This is a genomic window from Exiguobacterium sp. s166, from assembly GCF_018618855.1.
In the GTDB taxonomy this organism is placed as follows: Bacteria; Bacillota; Bacilli; order Exiguobacteriales; family Exiguobacteriaceae; genus Exiguobacterium_A.
Genome location: NZ_JACSMU010000001.1, coordinates 201,471 through 223,030 on the forward strand (window position 1 = coordinate 201,471; position 21,560 = coordinate 223,030).

General features: G+C 46.5%; 20 protein-coding genes and 1 other annotated feature. All 20 genes read right to left on the reverse strand.

Translation table 11 applies throughout. The features are described from left to right. Positions 1-6: 6 nt before the first annotated feature. Positions 7-2,742 (reverse strand): isoleucine--tRNA ligase, encoded by a 2,736-nt coding sequence (ileS, locus tag KNP93_RS01040; protein ID WP_214852753.1) that lies wholly within the window; start codon positions 2,740-2,742, stop codon positions 7-9. A gap of 57 nt (positions 2,743-2,799) precedes the next feature. After that, positions 2,800-3,028 (reverse strand) — a binding site (T-box leader). Next, positions 3,029-3,550, reverse strand: a complete 522-nt coding sequence (locus KNP93_RS01045; protein WP_131502637.1) for a DivIVA domain-containing protein — start codon at positions 3,548-3,550, stop codon at positions 3,029-3,031. Positions 3,551-3,576: 26 nt separating this feature from the next. Then, the gene (locus tag KNP93_RS01050; RefSeq protein ID WP_114595440.1) at positions 3,577-4,350 is read right to left on the reverse strand and encodes a YlmH family RNA-binding protein; all 774 of its coding nucleotides are present in this window, start codon (positions 4,348-4,350) and stop codon (positions 3,577-3,579) included. Next, a complete protein-coding gene (locus KNP93_RS01055; protein WP_034769807.1) occupies positions 4,350-4,622 on the reverse strand; it encodes a YggT family protein in 273 nt (90 codons plus the stop codon). Before KNP93_RS01055 ends, KNP93_RS01050 begins: the two co-directional genes overlap by 1 nt. 2 nt (positions 4,623-4,624) lie before the next feature. Beyond that, complete coding sequence (locus KNP93_RS01060) at positions 4,625-4,948, reverse strand: cell division protein SepF (protein ID WP_233494514.1); 324 nt, start codon at positions 4,946-4,948, stop codon at positions 4,625-4,627. A gap of 201 nt (positions 4,949-5,149) precedes the next feature. Beyond that, the gene (locus tag KNP93_RS01065) at positions 5,150-5,821 is read right to left on the reverse strand and encodes a YggS family pyridoxal phosphate-dependent enzyme (RefSeq protein WP_131502638.1); all 672 of its coding nucleotides are present in this window, start codon (positions 5,819-5,821) and stop codon (positions 5,150-5,152) included. Beyond that, positions 5,808-6,584 carry a peptidoglycan editing factor PgeF gene (pgeF, locus tag KNP93_RS01070; RefSeq protein WP_114595437.1) on the reverse strand — a complete coding sequence of 259 codons (777 nt, stop codon included), beginning with the start codon at positions 6,582-6,584 and terminating at the stop codon, positions 5,808-5,810. Before pgeF ends, KNP93_RS01065 begins: the two co-directional genes overlap by 14 nt. 82 nt (positions 6,585-6,666) lie before the next feature. Further along, positions 6,667-7,824, reverse strand: a complete 1,158-nt coding sequence (ftsZ, locus tag KNP93_RS01075; RefSeq protein ID WP_114595436.1) for a cell division protein FtsZ — start codon at positions 7,822-7,824, stop codon at positions 6,667-6,669. Positions 7,825-7,863: 39 nt separating this feature from the next. Further along, positions 7,864-9,168, reverse strand: coding sequence for a cell division protein FtsA (gene ftsA / locus KNP93_RS01080; RefSeq protein ID WP_131502639.1), 1,305 nt, complete (start codon positions 9,166-9,168; stop codon positions 7,864-7,866). Positions 9,169-9,397: 229 nt separating this feature from the next. Then, positions 9,398-10,177 carry a cell division protein FtsQ/DivIB gene (locus KNP93_RS01085; protein WP_131502640.1) on the reverse strand — a complete coding sequence of 260 codons (780 nt, stop codon included), beginning with the start codon at positions 10,175-10,177 and terminating at the stop codon, positions 9,398-9,400. A 61-nt stretch (positions 10,178-10,238) separates the two neighbouring features. After that, positions 10,239-11,333, reverse strand: a complete 1,095-nt coding sequence (murG, locus tag KNP93_RS01090) for an undecaprenyldiphospho-muramoylpentapeptide beta-N-acetylglucosaminyltransferase (protein WP_131502641.1) — start codon at positions 11,331-11,333, stop codon at positions 10,239-10,241. Further along, entirely contained in the window at positions 11,330-12,679 is a 1,350-nt protein-coding gene (gene murD / locus KNP93_RS01095) for a UDP-N-acetylmuramoyl-L-alanine--D-glutamate ligase (protein ID WP_131502642.1), read from the reverse strand. The genes murG and murD overlap by 4 nt, the downstream gene beginning before the upstream one ends. A 33-nt stretch (positions 12,680-12,712) precedes the next feature. Beyond that, the gene (gene mraY / locus KNP93_RS01100) at positions 12,713-13,675 is read right to left on the reverse strand and encodes a phospho-N-acetylmuramoyl-pentapeptide-transferase (protein ID WP_131502643.1); all 963 of its coding nucleotides are present in this window, start codon (positions 13,673-13,675) and stop codon (positions 12,713-12,715) included. A gap of 22 nt (positions 13,676-13,697) precedes the next feature. After that, positions 13,698-15,017 carry a UDP-N-acetylmuramoyl-tripeptide--D-alanyl-D-alanine ligase gene (locus tag KNP93_RS01105; RefSeq protein ID WP_214852755.1) on the reverse strand — a complete coding sequence of 440 codons (1,320 nt, stop codon included), beginning with the start codon at positions 15,015-15,017 and terminating at the stop codon, positions 13,698-13,700. 104 nt (positions 15,018-15,121) lie between these two features. Then, complete coding sequence (locus KNP93_RS01110) at positions 15,122-17,260, reverse strand: penicillin-binding protein (RefSeq protein ID WP_131502645.1); 2,139 nt, start codon at positions 17,258-17,260, stop codon at positions 15,122-15,124. Then, entirely contained in the window at positions 17,257-17,643 is a 387-nt protein-coding gene (gene ftsL / locus KNP93_RS01115) for a cell division protein FtsL (protein ID WP_114595428.1), read from the reverse strand. The genes KNP93_RS01110 and ftsL overlap by 4 nt, the downstream gene beginning before the upstream one ends. A gap of 13 nt (positions 17,644-17,656) precedes the next feature. Then, entirely contained in the window at positions 17,657-18,595 is a 939-nt protein-coding gene (gene rsmH, locus KNP93_RS01120; protein ID WP_114595427.1) for a 16S rRNA (cytosine(1402)-N(4))-methyltransferase RsmH, read from the reverse strand. Positions 18,596-18,755: 160 nt separating this feature from the next. Continuing rightward, positions 18,756-20,315, reverse strand: coding sequence for a bacillithiol biosynthesis cysteine-adding enzyme BshC (gene bshC, locus KNP93_RS01125; RefSeq protein ID WP_214852766.1), 1,560 nt, complete (start codon positions 20,313-20,315; stop codon positions 18,756-18,758). A gap of 25 nt (positions 20,316-20,340) precedes the next feature. Continuing rightward, entirely contained in the window at positions 20,341-20,697 is a 357-nt protein-coding gene (locus KNP93_RS01130) for a DUF3397 family protein (RefSeq protein ID WP_131502647.1), read from the reverse strand. After that, on the reverse strand, positions 20,694-21,515 hold the full coding sequence (locus KNP93_RS01135; RefSeq protein WP_131972481.1) for a ketopantoate reductase family protein: 822 nt from the start codon (positions 21,513-21,515) through the stop codon (positions 20,694-20,696). Before KNP93_RS01135 ends, KNP93_RS01130 begins: the two co-directional genes overlap by 4 nt. Between the last annotated feature and the right edge of the window lie 45 nt (positions 21,516-21,560).

Here is a 21,560-nt window from a genome sequence, read left to right on the forward strand (position 1 = left end):
GATTCATTATAAAGAATTGACGACTTCAGTACAACGTGGGCAAAGTGTCGGATGAGCCGGATCTTGTCCAAGCTCAGTCGAATATGTCCAACAGCGTTCACATTTTTCGCCATCTGCTTTCAGAACAGTGATGCCTGTTGTCCCGTATGATTTCTCCGCCGAAGCGACGAACTCAATCTGTGAAACCTGCAATAACTGCTCAAGATGATCGATTGTCGCAAGCAATGCTTTCGTTTCGTCATTTGGTGCCAGTTCCAGTTTCGCTTCGAGCGTTTTCCCGACAAGTTTCTCGGCACGTGCTTCTTCGAGTGCTTTCAAGACATCATCACGGAAGACGAGGAAACTGTTCCATTTCGCAATCAATGCCAATCCTTCCTCTGTCACTTCCGGTGCTTCCGGAAGATCCGTCAAGAAGATGCTTGCCGTCTCGACGCCAGGAACGAATTCCCATGCTTCGTCTGCTGTATGCGGTAAGACCGGTGCCATCAGTTGTAACAATGTAACGACCGTATCGTACATGACCGTTTGAACGGCACGACGCGCTGGTGCATCTGCTTTTTCGATGTACAAGATATCCTTCGTATAATCGAGATAGAACGAAGACAAGTCAAGGACACAGAAGTTATGCAACAATTGATACACCGCCATAAAGTCATACGCGTCATACGCCGCTTTTACTTTGCCAACGAGTTGATCCAGTTTCGTCCGCATGAAGCGATCCGATTCCGGTAAGTCAGCAAAGGCAACACGATGCGTCGTATGATCGAACTGATCCAGGTTTCCAAGCAAGAACCGGACCGTATTCCGGATTTTCCGGTATGATTCCGAAACTTGTTTGAAGTTATCCATTGAAGCCCGGACGTCCGATTGATAGTCGACAGAAGCGACCCAAAGACGAAGGATTTCTGCTCCGAATTGTTGCATGATTTGGATCGGGGCAATCGTATTTCCGATTGATTTCGACATCTTCCGCCCTTGACCGTCAAGGACGAATCCATGACTGACGACAGCTTTGTAAGGTGCTTTCCCTGTCGTTGCGACAGCTGTCGAAAGAGACGAGTTGAACCATCCACGGTACTGGTCAGAACCTTCTAAATACAAGTCAGCCGGACGTTCGAGTTCCGGACGTGTAGCAAGAACACCGGCATGAGATGATCCGGAATCGAACCAGACATCCATGATGTCCGTTTCTTTTTTGAAGATTCCGTTCGGGCTTGCCGGATGGGTAAATCCTTCCGGTAACAAATCAACGGCTTCCCGCTCATACCAGACGTTTGATCCGTGTGCCGCAAACAGGTTCGCGATATGATCGATTGTTTCCGGTGTGACGATTTCCGTACCGTCTTCTGCATAGAAGATTGGCAGTGGAACACCCCACGCGCGTTGACGGGAAATGACCCAGTCTCCACGGTCTTTGAACATGTTGTGAAGACGTGTTTCGCCCCACTCCGGTACCCACTGGACTTCTTTGATTTCGTCGAGGATTTCAGCCCGGAAATCTTTGATTGAAGCGAACCACTGGGGTGTCGCACGGAAGATAACCGGTTTTTTCGTCCGCCAGTCATGCGGATACGAGTGTTTGATGAATGACAGTTTTAATAAAGCACCGGCTTCTTCTAACGCCACACCGATTTCTTTGTTGGCATCTTCATAGAATAATCCTTCAAAACCAGGAGCTTCTGCTGTCATGACACCTTTATCGTCAACCGGACAAAGCACATCCAGACCGTAAGCTTGACCGATTCTGAAGTCATCTTCCCCGTGTCCAGGTGCTGTATGAACAACACCCGTCGCTTCTGCCGTGACGTGATCGCCGAGCATGACAAGTGATTCCCGGTCATAGAGCGGGTGTTTCGCTTTGATGTACTCAAAGTCTGTCCCGTTAAAGACACGACCAACCGTAGCATTTTCCCAGCCGAGTGCTTCGATCACTTCCGGTACGAGGGTCTCGGCTACGATATAGCCTTTTCCTTCGTGTTCGATGCGTGCATATGTCAACTCACCGCTGACTGAGATTCCGAGGTTTGCCGGAATTGTCCAAGGTGTTGTTGTCCAGATGACGAAATGATCTGTCGGCTCCAAGATATTTTTTCCGTCCATGACTTGGAACGCCACGTAGATGGCAGCAGAACGTTTATCCTGGTATTCGATTTCGGCTTCTGCAAGAGCAGATTCCGATGACGGCGACCAGTACACCGGTTTTTTCCCTTTATAGATGTAACCTTTATTGGCCATATCGCCGAACAAACGAATTTGTGCTGCTTCGAATTCCGGTTGCAACGTGATGTATGGATTGTCATAGTCACCGAGAACACCAAGACGCTTGAATTGTTCACGTTGATGATCGACCTGTTCGAGCGCATACTTCGCACACAGCTCACGGAATTCCGCGACCGACATCGATTTACGGTCGACACCCGCTTTTTGAAGAGCCGTCTCGATTGGAAGTCCGTGTGTGTCCCAACCCGGTACGTACGGAGAACGGAATCCGTTCATTGATTTATAACGGACGACGATGTCTTTTAAGACTTTGTTCAATCCGTGTCCCATATGGATGTCCCCGTTTGCATAGGGAGGACCGTCGTGCAGGATGAATGTAGGTTTTCCGGCATTTTTTTCTTGAACTGCTTCATAGAGATTCATCTCGTTCCAGCGTGCCTGCATATCTGGTTCACGTTTCGGTAAGTTTCCCCGCATTAGAAATTCCGTTTTCATCATCAATAACGTATCTTTGTATTCCATTTGGCATTCCCTCACTTGTCTATATTTTACGTACAAAAAAAGCCAAGCTCATCCCCTGATAGGGACGAGCTTGGCTTGAACTCGCGGTACCACCCTACTAGCAATCCTGACAAACAGATTACCACTTAAGAGCCCGATAACGGAGGCGAAACGGCGGAACTTAATGAATATGTTCAGTCCCACACTCAAAGGGGATATCTTTTTTCATTTACTGATCGGGCTCGCACCAGTCCCCGATTCGCTGACAGTATCCTGATAAAAGACGTGTCCTTCTCATTGATTTAGCTTATATGACATCGTCGTCATTATACGCAACTGCCGGAATCTCGTCAAGCGCACCCCGGGTCGAAATATCGAATGCATCCCAGTCATGGCTCGTCAACAATTCCATCTGTGCGTCAATCAACACTTTGAATCGATTCCGGTACAATTCGATTTTTTTACGCATCTGTTCGACTTCGAAATCAGTCCGCTGTGCTCGACGTTGTGCTGCATCTTGCAATTGCTCGGCTTCCCGTTCCGCTTGTTTGACGATTAAGCTCGCTTCTTTCGTCGCATTGGCTTTGACTTCTTCTGCCGCTTCTTGTGCCACGATGATGGATTTGTTTAATGTTTCTTCCATCGAGCTGAAGTAATCGACACGCGACTGCATATTTTGAATGACTTCTTGCTGTTGACGGTTTTCCCGGAGCAACAATTCAAAATCTTTGATGACTTGATCAAGAAATTCATTGACCTCATCTTCGTCATAGCCGCGAAACTTACGTGTGAATTCCTTATTGTGAATATCAAGTGGCGTCAATGGCATGATGAAATCCTCCCTCAGCTTGTTGGTTATCCTTTTAGCAGACCGTATTGCAATTTAATCCGATCCCGTTTCGTCGAGCCGAGTACGGCGATTAACTTGACACGTCCCGTTCCGCGAAGGGACAGTAAGTCGCCTTCCTCTAACAAAAAACTTGGATCTTCGACGATTTTATAATTCACTTTGCTTTCACCTTGTTTAATCAGGCTTTGCGCTTTTTGTCTTGAAAAACCAAGGATTTCACTGACAACCGTATCAAAACGAAGCGAACTGACGAATCCCAGTTCTTCTTGCCATTCTTGATCCTTAATCTTCAACTGTTCTTCTGAATCCACGAGCGACAACCGAATCTTCGTTTTTCCCGCACGATCGACATTTGCTTCGATATAAGAAGCCACTTCTTTCGCAACGGCAAATTGGACGACTTGATCTTGGATGACCACGTCACCGAATTTCCCTCGCTTTAATCCGACATTCAGCAATGTGCCTGTCACCTGGCGATGCGAGAGCTCCACGAATTTGGTGGGATAATGGATACGATAAATGGCAATATCAAAATCGTTGGCATCAAGCTCATAATAATCAGGGGCAATCAGCGCACGCTGTCGTTCGGCGCCTTCAAAACCGCCCTCAAAAAAGAGGGCACATTTTGTTCCGACGAGTTCTCGGGTAATTTGTTGTTCACGCGGATCCAGAAAATCTGTCACTTTAAACGTATAGGTCGCTTCGACATGGTCGATCCAATTCAAGACGAGATCGACGAACTCCCGCTCATGTCCGCGATAATGATCATAGACACTCATTACAGGAAGATTGCTCGAATACCCGACTGTGCGAGATTAAGCACAAGAAAGGCAACAATAGGTGAAATGTCAAGCATACCTCCGATGGGCGGGATAATCCGTCGGAACGGCGCGAGGAAAGGTTCAACTAACATAGCGAGAACTTGACCGAATCGTGATTCACGTGCGTTTGGGAACCACGATAATAAAATATAGGCAATCATGACGTAGCTGTAGTATTGAAGTAACGTGCTGAGTGTACGACCGATTGCGTACATGACTTGCGAATCCATGCTTACCACCCCTTATGGTTGATATCATCTTCACCGAGCAGATTTGAAATACTTCCGGCCAGCTCGACGTTGTTCGGAACACAGAGGAGTGTATTTTGACTGATTGTCGTAATCGTTCCATCAAGGGCAAACACGACACCTGACAAGAAATTGATCATTTGGCGTGATTGATCTTTAGACATCCGCTGCATGTTAACGATGACAGCACGATTTTGGCGAAGATGTTCGCCAATTTCCTGTGCTTCGTTAAACACACGCGGTTCACTGAGAATGACTTGTGATTTTGTCTTTTTTGTATGAATGGGTACGATGTTCGATTGTCTCACAGGGTCCTCCTTTTGAGTAACACTCGGGGTAGATTCCTCGTAGTACTCGTCGTATTCTTGCTGTGATGCACCTCTACCTTTATTTATTGTAGCATCATTTTCATATTCGAGTTCATCTAAATCGTCTGTGTTACCGAGAAATAGATTTTGCATTTTTGATTTGAATCCCATATCGATTCTCCTTTCGCATATCTAGACAATTTATGATTGGACTAACGTCGTTCCGATTCGGACGTATGTCGCACCTTCTTCAATGGCAATCTGATAATCTGATGACATACCCATTGATAACTCCGTGCATGGTGCGTGCGGTAGATGGCGGGAAGCCACTTCATCCCGCAACACACGCAGCGAATGAAAGACTGAACGCAGTACTTGCTCGTCCTCCGTCAATGGTGCCATCGTCATCAACCCGATGACGCGGACCATCGGATATTGTCCGACTTCATGCAAAAATGAATGGACATCTTCCGGATCAATTCCTTGCTTTGATTCTTCCCCGGAGACGTTGACTTGAACAAAACAATCGACGGGTCGTTTCGCACGTTTGTTGATTTCTTCCGCCAAATGCAGCCTGTCCAAGGAATGCAACACATCAATCCGATCAATGATTTGCCGGACTTTACGAGTCTGTAACGTTCCAATGAAATGCCACTCACAAGCCTCACGTCCTAAGACCGTTTGTTTGTCGGTCAACCCTTCCGGACGATTCTCACCAAGTGCCGTTATCCCTGAAGCGAGTAGCTCGGCTGCCACTTCACTTGACACTGATTTCGTCACGCCGATCAATTGTACCTGCTTTTTTTGCTCAGTCTTTTCATACGCCTGTTTCATGTTTTGTCGGACATGTTGTACATTTTCAGAAATTGACATCGAGAGACTCCTTTACAATCAAACTGGCAAACCGTCCACCATGATCTCCGTGACGATAGGAGAAATAGTCTTCTGCCTGACAGTTCGTACAGATTCCTGTATCGAGCACATCGCCGACACCACTGCGTTCGGCTAACATAGCATTTGTTTTTTGAAGCGATAACATGGCTTTCCCGTCTTCTTTCTTGATGTAAGGAGATTCTTCAAGACCAAGTTGATCTACAGCTTCAAGGACCGGTCCATCGACTTCATAACAACATTCACGAATCGAGGGTCCGATGACCATCTGAATAGAAGACCGTTCGGCACCGGCTTGTTCCATCTTTGTCAGAGTTGCTTCGACGATGTTAGCGACCGTTCCGCGCCAACCGGCGTGAACATTTGCAATGATACCGGTCCGCGGATCACAGAACAGGAGCGGTACACAGTCAGCAAACAGCATCATCAATAAAACGTTTGAGTCCGTTGTCACCAGTCCGTCTGTACCCTTGATTGCCGTTTCGTAATCAGAAGCTCCACGACCGGACTCGAGTGTCGTTACTTGTTCCACGTGATTGCCGTGCACTTGTTCAGCCCAAACAGAGTTTTCTAAAGCTAAATCCAGTTGTCGGACGATGACTTCACGATTTTTGATGACCCCTTCCGGATCATCCTTGACGTGCAGTCCTAAGTTGCCCTTGCCATGAGGGGCTGAAAATTTTGTCGTAAACGCTGCGCGAACAGTACCTGTCGGCGTATCCCATTTTATCCATTGACCAAACATTTCATCCCATCCTTTTTTAAAAAAAGAGGTGTCGCTTACGCGACACCTCTTGATCTAGCAGTCGTGTCTTTGGAATATCGGATTAACGATTATTCCGGCGAAGGAAAGAAGGAATATCCATCGTCTCTTCAACATCTGACCCTTTTGCTGATTCTTGGTTCGAGCTACTAGGTGTCTCTTCGACTTGCGGTTTAGGTTCTTCAGCTACCGGTGATGGTGCCGCTTGCTTTTTCTTAAGCAAGTTTTTCATCATCTCTTGTGCTGATGGGATTTCAAAATCGAGTGGTTCGTTTTCGAATTCAGTTGCGATGACCGTAACAATGATTTCGTCTTCCAAGTTGTCGTTGATGACTGATCCGAAGATTAAGTTAACTTCTTCATCCGCAGCGCTTTGAACGATTTGAGCCGCTTCCGTTACTTCATAAAGGCTCAAGTTCGCACTACCGGTAATGTTCATCAGGACGCCTTTTGCCCCTTCAATCGATGTTTCAAGCAATGGACTTGAAATCGCTTTTTTCGCAGCTTCCGTTGCACGGTGTTCGCCGGTTGCGACACCAACACCCATCAATGCTGAACCTTTTTCCGTCATGATCGTTTTAACATCCGCGAAATCCAGGTTGATGAGACCAGGAACGGCGATTAAGTCCGTAATCCCTTGTACCCCTTGACGAAGAACGTTATCGGCTTCTTTAAAGGCTTCAAGCATCGGTGTGTTACGATCGACGATTTCAAGCAATTTATCGTTCGGGATGACGATGAGTGTATCGACTTTTTCTTTAAAGTTCTGAACACCTGAAACAGCATGTTGCATCCGTTTACGGCCTTCGAACATGAAAGGTTTTGTGACGACACCTACTGTCAATGCGCCGATTTCTTTAGAAATTTCTGCGATGACCGGTGCAGCACCTGTTCCGGTACCTCCACCCATTCCTGCCGTTACGAAAACCATATCGGCACCAGATAAAATTTCTGTCAACTGTTCGCGGCTTTCTTCGGCAGCTTTTTTACCGATTTCCGGATTTGCTCCGGCACCAAGACCACGTGTCAGTTTTGCTCCGAGTTGAAGTTTTACATCTGCCTGTGACATGTTTAATGCTTGTGCATCCGTGTTGACAGCGATGAATTCTACGCCTTGGACACCATGTTCGATCATTCGGTTGACAGCGTTAGATCCACCGCCACCTACTCCGATGACTTTGATTTTAGCTACTTGGTCCATCATTTCATCAAAATGCAACATAAAAGGGGCCCCCTATTTTTTTTACTGATAATTTTTTATTTAGCCGAAAAATTTCTCAAAGAAACTGCTGAATGACTTTCGCTCTTTTGGAGGCTGTTCCTTCTGTGGTCGCTCTTCGCGTACTGAAGGTTGGGAAGGGTGTGCAAGTAACTCCTCTTGCTCACGGCCTTGTGCGGCTACTCCCTTTTCGTCCGCACGGTCAAATCCTGACTTCGAAACGGCACTGCGTGATAAAACATATCGTAACATCCCAGCAGCGACAGCATACTTCGGATGACGAATCCCCAAGCTGGCTGGTTGATACACATTCACGCTTTGTTTAAAGATTCGCTTACCGAGCTGGTCAATTCCTGGTAGGGAAGAACTGCCACCACAAAGAATGATTCCACTGTTCATTTGTGTATACCCAGCCTGTGTCATTCGTTTCTGAATCATCTCAAAAATCTCTTCCAGACGGGCTTCAAGGACAAAGCCAATCTCCGTCTGTGGTTCGAAACGGTGTTCCCCGTTGATTGTCACGTACGAGACTTTCTCTTCCGGGTCACCTAACGCTTCTAATGCGACGCCGTATTCTTCTTTGGCTAGTTTCGCATCCTGGTATTTACAATTCATTTTATACGTCAAATCGCGTGTCAGGTGATCTCCACCGTACGCAAGTGTCGTTGTGTAAACTAAATCGTTTTTTTCATAAATTGAAAGAGTGGTCGTTTCATGTCCGATATCAACGATCCCTACACCCAGCTCCAACTCATCAATCGAGGCTGCGATTCGTGAGACGGCTAAACTTTCCAGCACATACCCCGCAAGTTCCAACCCAGCCCGTTCGATGGAACGTTTGATGCTATGTAGAATCGTCTTCGCTCCGATAATCAGCTTCCCTGTCACTTCTAGACGATAACCAATCATTCCACGTGGATCTGTGATCTCCGTCTGCTGATCGACAGTAAATGTTTTAGGTAACACATCGACAACGCTCAATTCGTTTGGAATCCGCATCACCATTGCTGAGTGAAGGACATCCTTCACGTCGTCATCCGTGATTTCGTTATCTTCCCCTTTGATTGATGTCATCCCTTGGCAATCTTTGACTTGGATGTGCTCACCGGAAATTGCTACATATACTTCACCAATTGGTTCGCCGAGTGTGCGCTCCACTTCTGCAACCGCTTGTTTAATGGCATTTACTGTTTGATCGATGTCGACGATGACACCTCGCTTGACGCCTGCAGATGGTGCAGACCCTTCCGCTAAGACATTGAGTGTTCCACCTAGAAGTTCACCGACGATGAGTTTCACTTCCGATGTCCCAATATCTAGTGCGGCAATCGTACCTTTCGTTTCCATGGGAGTGACACCTCCACTTTCATAATACTAATCCTATCGTCCCTGTTTATATTTACAGGAATCGAGACAATCTTCTTCTCGTTTAAGTCTACACTATAAAAAACCTCACGAAAAGAAGTTATTGTCTAACTTACCCATCTAATAGATTACGATTTGATGACGATGTGTCCGCTTTCCTACTAATGAAAACAAACGTTTGTCAAACCCATCTAATCCATGATGTTATTTTCTAATTTTTACCTTTATATGGTTTGAAATAGATTCCTCCATCAATGGTGATTGTTCCAGTCTTTCCTTTTGGCAAAGCGGAAATCACCTTGACATATTCATTCAACGAGTTAGAAAAAGCCGATGTACTCAATAAGACGGTATTTCCGTCTGTCATGAATAACTTCAATCCCCCCTTGTCCGTCTGATCATTGGCTACGATTTCCGAAATCCGGCTCCGGACTTTCGGCTCGATTTTGACGAGTTCCTTTGTCAGACGTTCCAGGGACTGATCCGTAAATCCTGTTAGAATCGGTGCATCAAACAATTCTTCCTTCGACTTTCCGGGAAGAATCGTCCCATCCGCTAAGACAATCCGGGCACCCGGTTTATCTTTGGCATACGCAATCTCTTTTTCTTCGACGACGTCAACTTCGTAATGATGTAAAAACGTTTTTTTCATCGTCGCTTCACGAATACCCGGGACATCTTCAATCCGTTCCAACACGGCTTCTTCCGACACATTGAAGGCATGTGTCTCCTTCACCTTAATACGTGATGCTTGAATGATGTCTTCCTTCTTGACGTTCACGGTGCCGGTGACGTCAAACGTCGCGACACGCGAAAAACTCGATTGAAGATAGAAGACGACACCAATCAATAGACCGATCAGGATGAGGACATAGATTAAACGCCGGTTCGCCTTTTTCCGACGCTGCTCACGGACATATGGAATTTTATCTTCTAAGCTGCGGACAGTCGTATCCATCTTCGGCTGTCTTGCCGGTTGTTGTTCCTTCACGTAAGCCTCTCCCTCCATTATGTTTAATTTCAGTACCTTATCGGTCTATTCCTGCAATGCTTTAGTTTTTTTGCTGAATCAACCGTAATAATTCATCGACCAAATCACTTGCCGCATTTGGCATGCCGAGTGCGAGCGATGCTTTAGACATGCCGACTTGATCGGCAATCGCCTTCGTACAGGCCTCGAACAATCGTTCCCCCGTCAATTCGGATTCCCGGATCAAAAGACTCGCTCCTGTCTCGACGAGTGAAGAAGCATTTACTTCCTGATGATTTTCCGTCACGTACGGACTTGGAATTAAGATACTCGGTAAACCGAGCGTCGTCAATTCGGCTAACGTACTTGCCCCGGAACGCGAGATGACCAACTGGCTTGCTTTTAAAATCAACGGCAAATCGTAAATGAACGGTCGCAATTGAATCCGGTCCGGTAATGTTCCTACTTGTGTCTGGATGTCTTCATAGTGGACCTGGCCTGTGACGAACAACAATGACCAGTCAGTTGCTGTCAACATGGGAATCATCTCGACGACCGCTTTATTGATGGCCGGTGCTCCTCGGCTGCCGCCGTAAACGACAATCAGAGGCCGATCTTGTTCAAAACCGTATTTTTGTTTTTCTTCGATTGGATCAATTTGCAACATCGCAACTTCTGAGGCCCGGGGATTTCCGATTAGAATCGTTTTCCCTTCGTTTTTCCCGAAATGATGACCAGACCCTTTAAAGGACAATGCCACCCGGTCGACATAACGCGCCAAGAATTTATTGGTGATTCCAGGTAAGCTGTTTTGTTCATGGACCAGCGTCTTATACCCCATCTTCGCTGCTGTATAGAGGACAGGACCGCAAACAAAACCACCTGTTCCGACAACAATATCCGGTTGAAAATCACGCAGAAGCTTTCGGACTCGGACCACACTTTTCAAAAAGCGGACACCGGTCTTGACGTTCTCAAACGACAAGGAACGGCGTAGTCCTGAAATTTCAATTGATTCGAACGGAATGCCTGCCCGGCGGACAATGTCCGCCTCGAGTCCATTCTCAGTACCGATATATAACACTTCACATGCCATACGACGCTCAACTTCTCGGATCATGGCCAGTGCCGGATAGATATGCCCGCCTGTTCCGCCACCTGAAACTACGATTCTCATTTCGCCGTCCCCCCTACTTTTTGAACGGAACGGATGAAATGTTCGCCACGCTCTTCATATGTCTTATATTGATCCCAACTTGCAGATGCCGGAGATAATAAAATGATATCACCGGGCTTCGAAACATCAAATGCTGTGATAACGGCTTCTTCCATCTCACGTGTTACCGTAGAGGCGATCTGTTGATCGTCAGCTAGATCAGCGAAGCGTTGACCTGTCTCACCGAGTCCGATGACATGTTTGACATGGGTCATCGCACTTTTTAACGGTGTCAAATCTGCACCGCGTTCGAGTCCACCACAGATCCAGATGATAGACGAGTGAAAACCGGACAGGGCCGCTTCCGTCGCCACGTTGTTCGTGGCTTTTGAGTCATTGTAGACTTTTCGTCCGGCAAATTCTCCGATGTATTCTGTCCGGTGCGCGACTCCACCAAATGTCCGCAAAACCTCTTGAATCGCCGTTAAGGCAATCCCAAAAGGTTCAATCAATGTCAAGGCGGCCAGGACATTCTCGAGATTGTGTCCACCGCCAAGCGCCAGTTCACTGACCGGAAGAATTTTTGTCTGACCGACGAAGATCATACCGTTTTCGACATGTGCATAGGCCGGTTGACGACGTGAAAACGTCAATCGTTCCGCTGCCGCTGTTTCGCTCAAGCGCATGACTTCCTCATCGTCTGCATTGACGACAAGTCGTCCAGCTTCATTCATGTTTGAAAAGATCCGTGCTTTTGCTGCCGCGTAAGACGTTACATCTCCGTGATAATCAAGATGAGCCGGCGACAAGTTTAAGAAGGCTGCACTGACTGGTTGGAATGATTCGATTCCCATCAATTGAAAACTGGATAACTCGATGACGATGACATCATCTGCAGCCGTCTGCTGGGCAACTTCAACTGCCGGGAAACCAATGTTTCCAGCTAAATGAACGCGTCTTGACCCCTGTTTCAATAATTCATGGACCAGTGTCGTCGTCGTCGTCTTACCGTTTGATCCGGTAATCGCGACCCAATCTGCTTTCGTTGAACGGTAAGCCAGTTCAACTTCTGTCCAAATCGGGATGCCACGCTCGATTGCCCTCTGTAATAACGGAATCTGATACGGAATGCCTGGATTTTTTACGATTAATTCTGTTCCATCCAGTAAGGATAGCGGATGACTTCCGAAAACCGTTTCGACCTCCAAAGATTCAAGCGTTTGTACGTCGGCTTCCGAAGGAGTCCCTCCATCATTCACCGTCACGACAGCTCCTGCCTTAACAAGATAGGTCGCTGCTGCAATTCCGCTTTTCGCAGTCCCAAGGACCAATACTTTTTTCTTCTCCAGTTCAGAACTCTTCATCATTAAATCGCTCACTTTCTTGACCACGAATTTCGATTACACGAACAGATAGGCGATTAACGCCACGATTAAGCTAATCGAAGCAAATGTTCCAACGATTCGCCATTCACTCCAACCGACCATTTCGAAATGGTGATGAATCGGACTCATCTTAAAGATACGTTTTCCTGTCGTCTTGAAGGAAATAACCTGCAGGATGACCGATAATGTCTCAACAACGAATACAATTCCAATCAATACTAACAATAATTCCAGTTTCAATAAGATCGATAAACCAGCAAGGGCTGCTCCTAAAGCAAGTGAGCCGGTATCACCCATGAAGATTTTAGCCGGGTAGACATTAAACACGAGGAACCCGATCAATGCACCGACAGCTGAAAAAGCAAATAAGGCAACACCTGGCTCATCGGCTATGAACCATCCGTAGAGGCCAAAGAACAGGAACGTCGGAATAGCCGTAAAGGATACGAGTCCGTCCAGTCCGTCCGTCAGATTGACGGCATTCGAGAATCCGACGAGCCAGAATAACGCGACTAATGGATACAGGATACCGAAATCAATCGACCAGGTCGTAAATGGAATCGACAGATACGTCGCCTGACTCGAAAATCCACCGCTCAACCAGACAAACAACAGACCAACAACAATTTGTCCAACTAATTTTTGCTTCGAGTTCAAACCAAGATTACGTTTTTTGACGACCTTGATGTAATCATCGATGAAACCGATTGCCCCGTAGGCAAGCGTTAAGAACAGCAACGACAGATGACTCCGATCCAAGTCTCCCATCAATAAGAGAACAATCAGGCTGCCGATCATAGCCAGCAAAATGACGATTCCACCCATCGTCGGCGTCCCTGATTTCACTTGGTGCCAATCCGGACCTTCTTCCCGAATCTCTTGACCAAATTTAAGGCTGTGTAAAAAAGGAATCGCTTTTGGCATCACGAGTACGACAACCAAAAACGCAATAATTAAACTGATGAATAATGTAATCATTACAAACACCTACTTTTAAGGATTAAGTTTCATTTAAATATGTGAAGATTTGTTCCAGTGCGAGTCCACGCGAAGCTTTCAGCAAAACAACGGTTTGCTTGCCGAGCAACGGTTGGAGCAGACGGGCTGCATCTTCGACCGTGTCCGCAAATTGGACTTGGACGGTCGGATCAACAATTCCATCCGCGATATAACGCCCTTTCCCCCCTACAAGGATAGCATGGGATACAGGAAGTGCAATCTTCTTCCCGACAGAGGCATGCAACAGGCGTTCCTGTTGACCGAGTTCATACATATCGCCGAGAACGACGACTTTATTCGTAAATCCATCGAGCGTTGCAACCGTCTCGATTGCTGCATTCATCGAAGTCGGGCTGGCATTATATGCATCATTGATGATGGCAGTTTGACCATACATTAATCGTTCCATCCGCATCGGTGTCAATTGTACCTCGTTCAATCCTGCCTGAATCAATTCGTCCGTAAGACCAAGTGCTCGAGCTGTCGCAATCGCGTACGCTGCATTCCGGATTTGGTGTTTGCCAAGGACCGGTAGGTTGAACGTCGCACCATCAAATTTGAAAGTCGTCCCGATGAACGTCGCTTCCGCCTGTTCGATGATGTACGTATTGGTCGCATGATACCCAATGCGTTCAGCCGGCACTTCTCCCAACAACGGTTCATCTCCATCGACGAAGAGATGGCCATTCGGTTTTAAACCAGATCGAATCTCTAGTTTAGCTCGGGCGATTCCACTTCGTCCGCCCACCTGTTCGGCATGCGACTCGCCAATGTTCGTCACGAGTGCAATATCCGGTTCGGCAAGATTCGATAAGAGTTCGATATCTCCAAACCCGTTCATTCCCATTTCGAGAACAGCAACTTCCGTCTCGTTCGGCATCATCAAGATCGTCAAAGGCATTCCGATATCTGAATTGAAGTTACCTGCCGTTTTATGTGTCCGAAACGACTGTTTCAGGACACTTTCAATCATATCCTTTGTTGATGTCTTGCCGTTTGATCCAGTAATCGCGATGACTTTTGGTGCCACTTGCTGTAAATACCGTTGTGCGATGACTTGTAACGCGTTTAACGGATCTTCGACTTCAAGAACCGTGATGTCAAGCTCCGGAAGCGGAATGCCTTTTTTCCACAACGTGGCAATCGCGCCTTGAGCAACTGCTCCCTCGATGAACGAATGTCCGTCGACGCGTGCTCCCTGGATTGGGATATACAACCCTTCCGTGAGTGTACTTCTTGAATCCGTCGCAAAATTTCTTAATGACCGTGTATCGGTTTCTTCCAATCCCAACCACTGGGCGATCTGTGCAATTGTTACCATCCCTATTTCCTCCACTCGATTACAGCAAACGAGGACGAACAGAAGTCAACGAATGACTCCGGTCCGTCCTCGTTTCACTGCAGAAATCAGGAGACCGCTGTTTCTTACTCTTTTGGTTCAGCGAGTTCCACCGTCAGCTTTCCATTTTCTTTCACTAGTGTACCAGTTCGTGCCGATTGTTTGGTTACAAAACCTTTACCAATCACGTCTAACTTTAAATCGTAGAGACTGACAAGTTTTTTAACATCCCGTTGTGACCAACCGGTGATATCAGGCATTTTGAACGTCCGTCCTGTTTTAAAGAGGACACGTTCCCCGCTGACGAATTCTTGTCCGCGCGTCGGTATTTGTGAGACGACTTCAACCCCGTCACCGAGAACGACCGGTACGGCCCCCTGTTCCTTCGCCATCTCTTCTGCTTGATTCATACTTTTCCCAATATAACTTGGAATGATTTTAGCTTTGACATCCACCGACTCTTTTTGAGTCGCAGGTTTGATGCTTCGATATTGCAAAGCGGTATTCATGACACTTTTGAAGACCGGACTCATGATACTCGGTCCGGAAACCGAAGACTCATTTTTCGATGGCCGGTCGACAGCGATGTACATGATCAATTCGGGATCATCTTTTGGCGCCATTCCAATAAAGGAATGAATAAACTGTCCTTGGATGTATTTTCCGTTTTCTGAAATCTGTGCCGTCCCTGTTTTTCCGATGACACGATAATCTTTCAGCTTATACATTTGTCCAGTACCGATTTTACTGTTGACGACACCATCCAACGCTTCACGGGTCGCTTTTGCCGCTTCCGCAGAAATCGGTTTTCCGACCACTTCCGTTTTTGCTTTATACGGCGCTTTATCCGTATGGTCCGCTTTTTGGATAATATGCGGTTTGACCATCTCACCGTTTCCGGCAATTGCTGTCGCCCCTTGGAGAATCTGCATCGGCGTCACTGCCGTCGATTGTCCCCATGATGTAATCAACGTATTCAACGGTTTGGACAGATCAGATTGGCTGTTTACTTCACCCGAAATATCTATACCCGTTTTTTGATCAAAATGAAACTTCTTGAAATAGTCTTTATACCGTTCGATTCCAAGCTTTTCAGCTGTCAGGATCGAGAACATGACGTTTGAGGAATGGTAGACCCCTTCAATCATCGGGATTGTTCCCCAACCGACATCATTGTAGTCTTTGATGACAGTTCCCTTATAATTGTAACTCCCTGATTTATACGGTTCGTTCGGACGGAAGACACCTGCATCGATGGCAGCAGCCAACGTAAAGATCTTCATTGTCGATCCGGGTTCAAACCGTGAGGAGACAGCAAAATTCGTAAAATCCGTCATATCGCGTAAATTCGGATTAAACGACGGACGATCCGTCATCGCCAAAATTTCGCCTGTCTTGGCATCCATTACGATTCCTGTCGCATTTTTAGGTTTGTATTCGTTGTACATCTTTTGCATCTGTTTCTCGAGTGCTTGCTGGATCCGATGATCGATGGTCAGATAGAGGTTCGATCCGTCTTTCGGCTCATTTGAAATTTTCGAAGTACCTTGAACCAGTTCTCCGCCGCTGCGATCTTTTTCAAAGACACGGGAACCAAACGATTCACGTAAAGCCTCATCATACTGTTTTTCGATACCCATCTGTCCTTTTAAGACGACCCGTCCGTTATCCTCTGTGATTTTCTGGACGAACCCTAACGTATCGGACAGGAAAATCCCGTTCGGATAATAGCGCTTCGGTTCTTCGATCAATCGAATCCCCGGCAGCTTCAACCGATCAATCTGTTCTTTCTGATCAACCGTCAGATCATTCCCTTTTTTACCGAATTCGATTTGGGAACGGTTTTTATTTTCAATCAGATAGGTTTCCAGTTCTTTAACCGACATGCCGAGAATCGGCGCAAGTCCGGTCGCTGTTTTCTTAAAGTCGACCACTGTCTCATCCGGATCTTTTTCCCCGCCTAACCGGTAGACGGCGACCAAATGATAGGACGGGATGTTAATCGCAATCGGCGAGCCCAGTCGGTCAAAGATTTCTCCACGTTCTGCCGGCAGTGTGGCCTGGGACTCCCAACGTTTTTTTTCTGCGTAGACAAGCATGTCTTCCCCGTGGAATTTCTTTGTCGTCGATAAGTACAAAAAGCGTGAAATGAACACCAAAAAGAGAGCAGCAAATATCAACATGACAATGGCTACTCTCCGTCGGGATTTAGATAGTGGATTCATTTAGGAATCACCTTGATGTTCCCTTTTCGCATATCAAGACCTTGTTCTTTCGCAATCTTGTAAATTCGTTCTGGAGAGCTTAAGTTGGTCACTTCGAGTTGAAGACGTTCATTTTCTTTCTTCATCTCTTGCGTGACTTGATTTTCCTTCGCGAGATCCCGGCTTACATTATACGCTTCGTTATGAGCGCCAATCGTCATACTGCCGAAAAGGACGATTCCGCCAATCATCGCACTGTACAAAAACTTCTCAAATGGATATAGACGATATTTCGGACGAACCGCAACACGACGTGCGATATCTTCCGTCTTACGTGGTTCTTGGATAGGTTGCTGCCGAACGGGTTCCATGGTTTGCATCGGCTTGCGAAGTGGCTCTGCCATTTGAATGCTCCTCTCAACTTTCCTTCATTTTTTCAACGATTCGTAACTTGGCAGAGCGTGATCGACGATTGTCATCGAGTTCATCATCTCCTGCTGTAATCGGTTTTCTTGTCACCAGGCGTAGTTCCGGTTCAAACTCTTTAGGAATCATCGGTAACCCTTGCGGAAGCTCAGGTAACGATGACTTCTCTTTGAACGCTTGCTTACACATACGGTCTTCAAGTGAATGGAAGGTAATGACACATAGGCGTCCACCAACAGCCAATAAATCAATTGCTTGATAGACGGCGCGGTCGAAGACATTCAATTCATCATTTACAGCAATCCGAATCGCTTGGAACGTCCGTTTTGCCGGATGCCCCCCTTTGCGGCGGGCCGGTGCCGGAATCGCATCTTTGATCAATTCGACTAGTTCAAACGTCGTTTCAATCGGTGCGATTTCGCGTGCCTTCTCAATCTTGCGTGCAATCTGTTTGGAGAACTTTTCTTCCCCATATGTAAACAAAATTCGAACAAGGTCGTTATACGGCCACTCATTGACGACTTCATATGCCGATAGCGATGACGTTTGGTCCATACGCATATCGAGTCGGGCATCAAAGTTGTAGCTGAATCCACGTTCGCCTTCGTCTAGTTGTGGAGAAGATACACCGAGATCAAATAAAATCCCGTCCACTTTTGTCACAGATCGTGCTGCTAATTCTTCTTTTAAATGTACGAAATTACTTTTTATTAAAGTAAAGCGACCTTCATACGCCGCGAGACGTTCTGCTGCATGTGCCAGTGCGACATCATCCTGATCAAACGCGTACAGATGTCCTGTCGTTAACTGTTTGACGATCTCTTCACTGTGTCCTGCTCCACCTAACGTACAATCGACATAAATCCCGTCAGGTTTGATATTCAGCCCTTTAATGGACTCCCATTTTAATACTGTTTCATGCTCAAACATGTGCTGCCTCACCTTTCACTGTCCAAACTGGACGTTACTCTTTTTCAATGTATCATATTCTTTCTTGAAAACGTTACGAAAATGAGACAGTTTCCTTGATTTTTTGAACTTTTATGTATCTTTCGTTAAAAAAACAAAAAAACCTGCTGATTTCGCAGGTTTATAGCATGATTTTCAATTGTTCCGCCTCAGTTTGTTCATATTGCATCCGCAAGGTCTGAACTAAATTCAAACCATAGCGATTCAGCCAAGGTAAGATCGAATGAATCCGTTCCTGGGGTGCATAATCGGGTGCCAATTGATATTGGAGTGCCCGATCCGACCGATTCGTTTGTTCATGAAGACGCCGTTTTTGTTCGACGATTGTTTCCAAGGCAAGCTGCAGCTGTTTATTGAGCTTCGTTGCGACAGCCGTCGTCTGAAACTCCTGTTTTTCAATCCGGGTGACTTCTTCGACCAGGACCGCACCTAACATGGTCGAGTCATGCAATTGGCGTTTAATCGCAGTCGCATCGAACGCTGCGAGAGGGACACCTGCCTGAAGCGCTTGTTCAAGGCTCAGACCATGACGCCGAAGCCCTTTCTCTTCCTTCGCCTGCAACATGACGGCCCCCATCCGTGGAATCAACAGCGGCATCGTCCAATCGAAGTGATGGAATAATGGTCGTAGTCTCGTCCAATATGCAATTTCACCCGGTCCTCCGATATAAGCGAGTGTCGGGAATAAGTAATCTTGCATCAACGGACGTGTGACGACGCTGTTTGAAAAACGTTCCGGGCTTGCATACAGCAATGCCAACAGTTCCAGTTCCGTATAGGTCTTCCCTTGTTTCGTCACAAAATCTTGGCCCGGGTATAACAAATCGCGTCCGATATCCTCAACAAAGAGGTGGGCCGCTTCTTCATTTAGAAATGTATCCGGCAATTCGGTGGTTTGTTGGATACCTTTTGATAAGGCTTGGCGGATTTCGGTATTGTCTTGAATCAGCCGTTCGAAAAACGGGATTTCAAGTTGACGGACTGCTTGCGTATCCGCGTCAAAGAAGATGATATCGTGATCGACAAGTTCTCCTAAGAAAGAAGCGAAAAATTCTCCATATGTCGAACTGGATTCGATTAACCGGTCCGACAATGCCAACAATTCTTTTGTATACGGCGTCTCTCGTTCAGTACATAATGCCTGACGTACGATTTCCTTAACGGCTGTCTGATCAAAGGCCAAACGGCTGACAGAGCGCGAAATCGAGTCCGGCGCCTGGACGGCCAGCTTCCGCGTCCGGAAATCATGTGTCGGGACGATCAGATGATTGATTTCATCAAAATCATGGTCTTCGGTTGCCAACCAGAAGATCGGGAAAACCGGGCGACTGATCAGTTCTTCCGTTTGGCGGGCAACCTTTAGACAGGTCAGCAATTTATAAACGGCGTACATCGGACCGCCAAAGATTCCGGTTTGTTGACCGGTAATCACAACTTGCGCCTCACCTGTCCGCAACAGTTCGAGACGGCTCTTCAAGCTGTCGTTCAACCGAGGATTTTGCCGCAACAGTTCGTCGACAAGCGGGTTCAGATGCGGATACTGCCGTTCTTGTAAAAGGCTGCTCCTTGCCCGCATTCCTTCTGTTCCAATATGATCAACGTATTTCGAAAATTCCTGGCGAGAGGCTTTATGCATCAATGAATCTTCGTCATACAAGGCATGAAATGATTGTACCTTCAAACAAAATCCCTTCTTTCTGACAAAATCAATGAATGAACAGTTGTTGAATTCCGATTCCAAACAGCATCAACTGAACTGGAAGAGCAATCAAGATTGTAATCCGCCAACTGTGTCGTATCATTTGTATATAATCCACGTCCACTTTTTTGATGCGTTGCCATAAGGCGTTGACCGCAAAAATCAAGAGTACGGCAATCAATAACCATCCTAAGTAATTTTGACCTGTCAGTGCAATCAACGCGACATGAATCCCATACAATACGATGAATGTACCTAAATCAAGTGCAAACCGAACTGCTTTTCCATGTTGGCGAAAGACAGCAAAAAAAATGATATATAGACTAACCAAGCTGAAGACTGGAAAGATAATAAACCACGTCACATCGAATCCCCTCTTTTTTCCTGAGATTTAATCTGATGAAAATAAAAAGTCAGTAAGGGCGTCGGATTCATCGCGTGTTCCAGGACAAAACCGACAATCGGTTCAATTTCTGTCTGTCTTCCCCGCTCTAGATCTTGAAGCATCGACGAACGATTCAATGCGGTCCGTCTGATGACCTGTGCGATTTCTTCATAACTGATCGGATGCTCTGGAAAGACGTTCCGTAACTCTTCAAAAATACCGTGTGCCTTTTCAGCATAGGGCGCTTCCAACAATTGACCGTTTGTAATCCGGTAATAGGCTGTTAATGGATTGATGACCGCATTCATGAATAATTTCGTTAACATGACCTGCTCGATATTCGGAACATACTCAAACTGTAACGGTGTGGCTTCAAGCATCGGAACAGGTACTCGTCCGTAGCGGATGCGTCCCATCCCGGTATGTTGCACCGCGTATCGTCCCGTTCTCATGGCACCGTGTTCGACGATTCCGAACAAAGCATACTGTACCCGCTCTGCTTCTTTCACATGCCCCATTCCGTTCTGTAAGAACATGACCGGCATCTTTCCGGTCGTCAGGTAAGGCATCACACTTTTTATATCATACGACTTTGTCGTCACGAACACCAAGTCTTGTGACTCGAATTGACTAAGTGGCCGTACCTCTACCGGTTGGCTGACTTGGTCATCCCGGAGGATGGTGATGTCGTGCCCTGTCGTTTGTCTCGTATAGAGTGTCACATGGTGTTGTTCTGCAAGGTAGGACGCGATTAACAATCCAATCGATCCGGCACCGATGATTCCTATATTACTCATCCGCTCACGCTCCTTCTTTCATCAAAAAAAGCGACCTGTCAAACC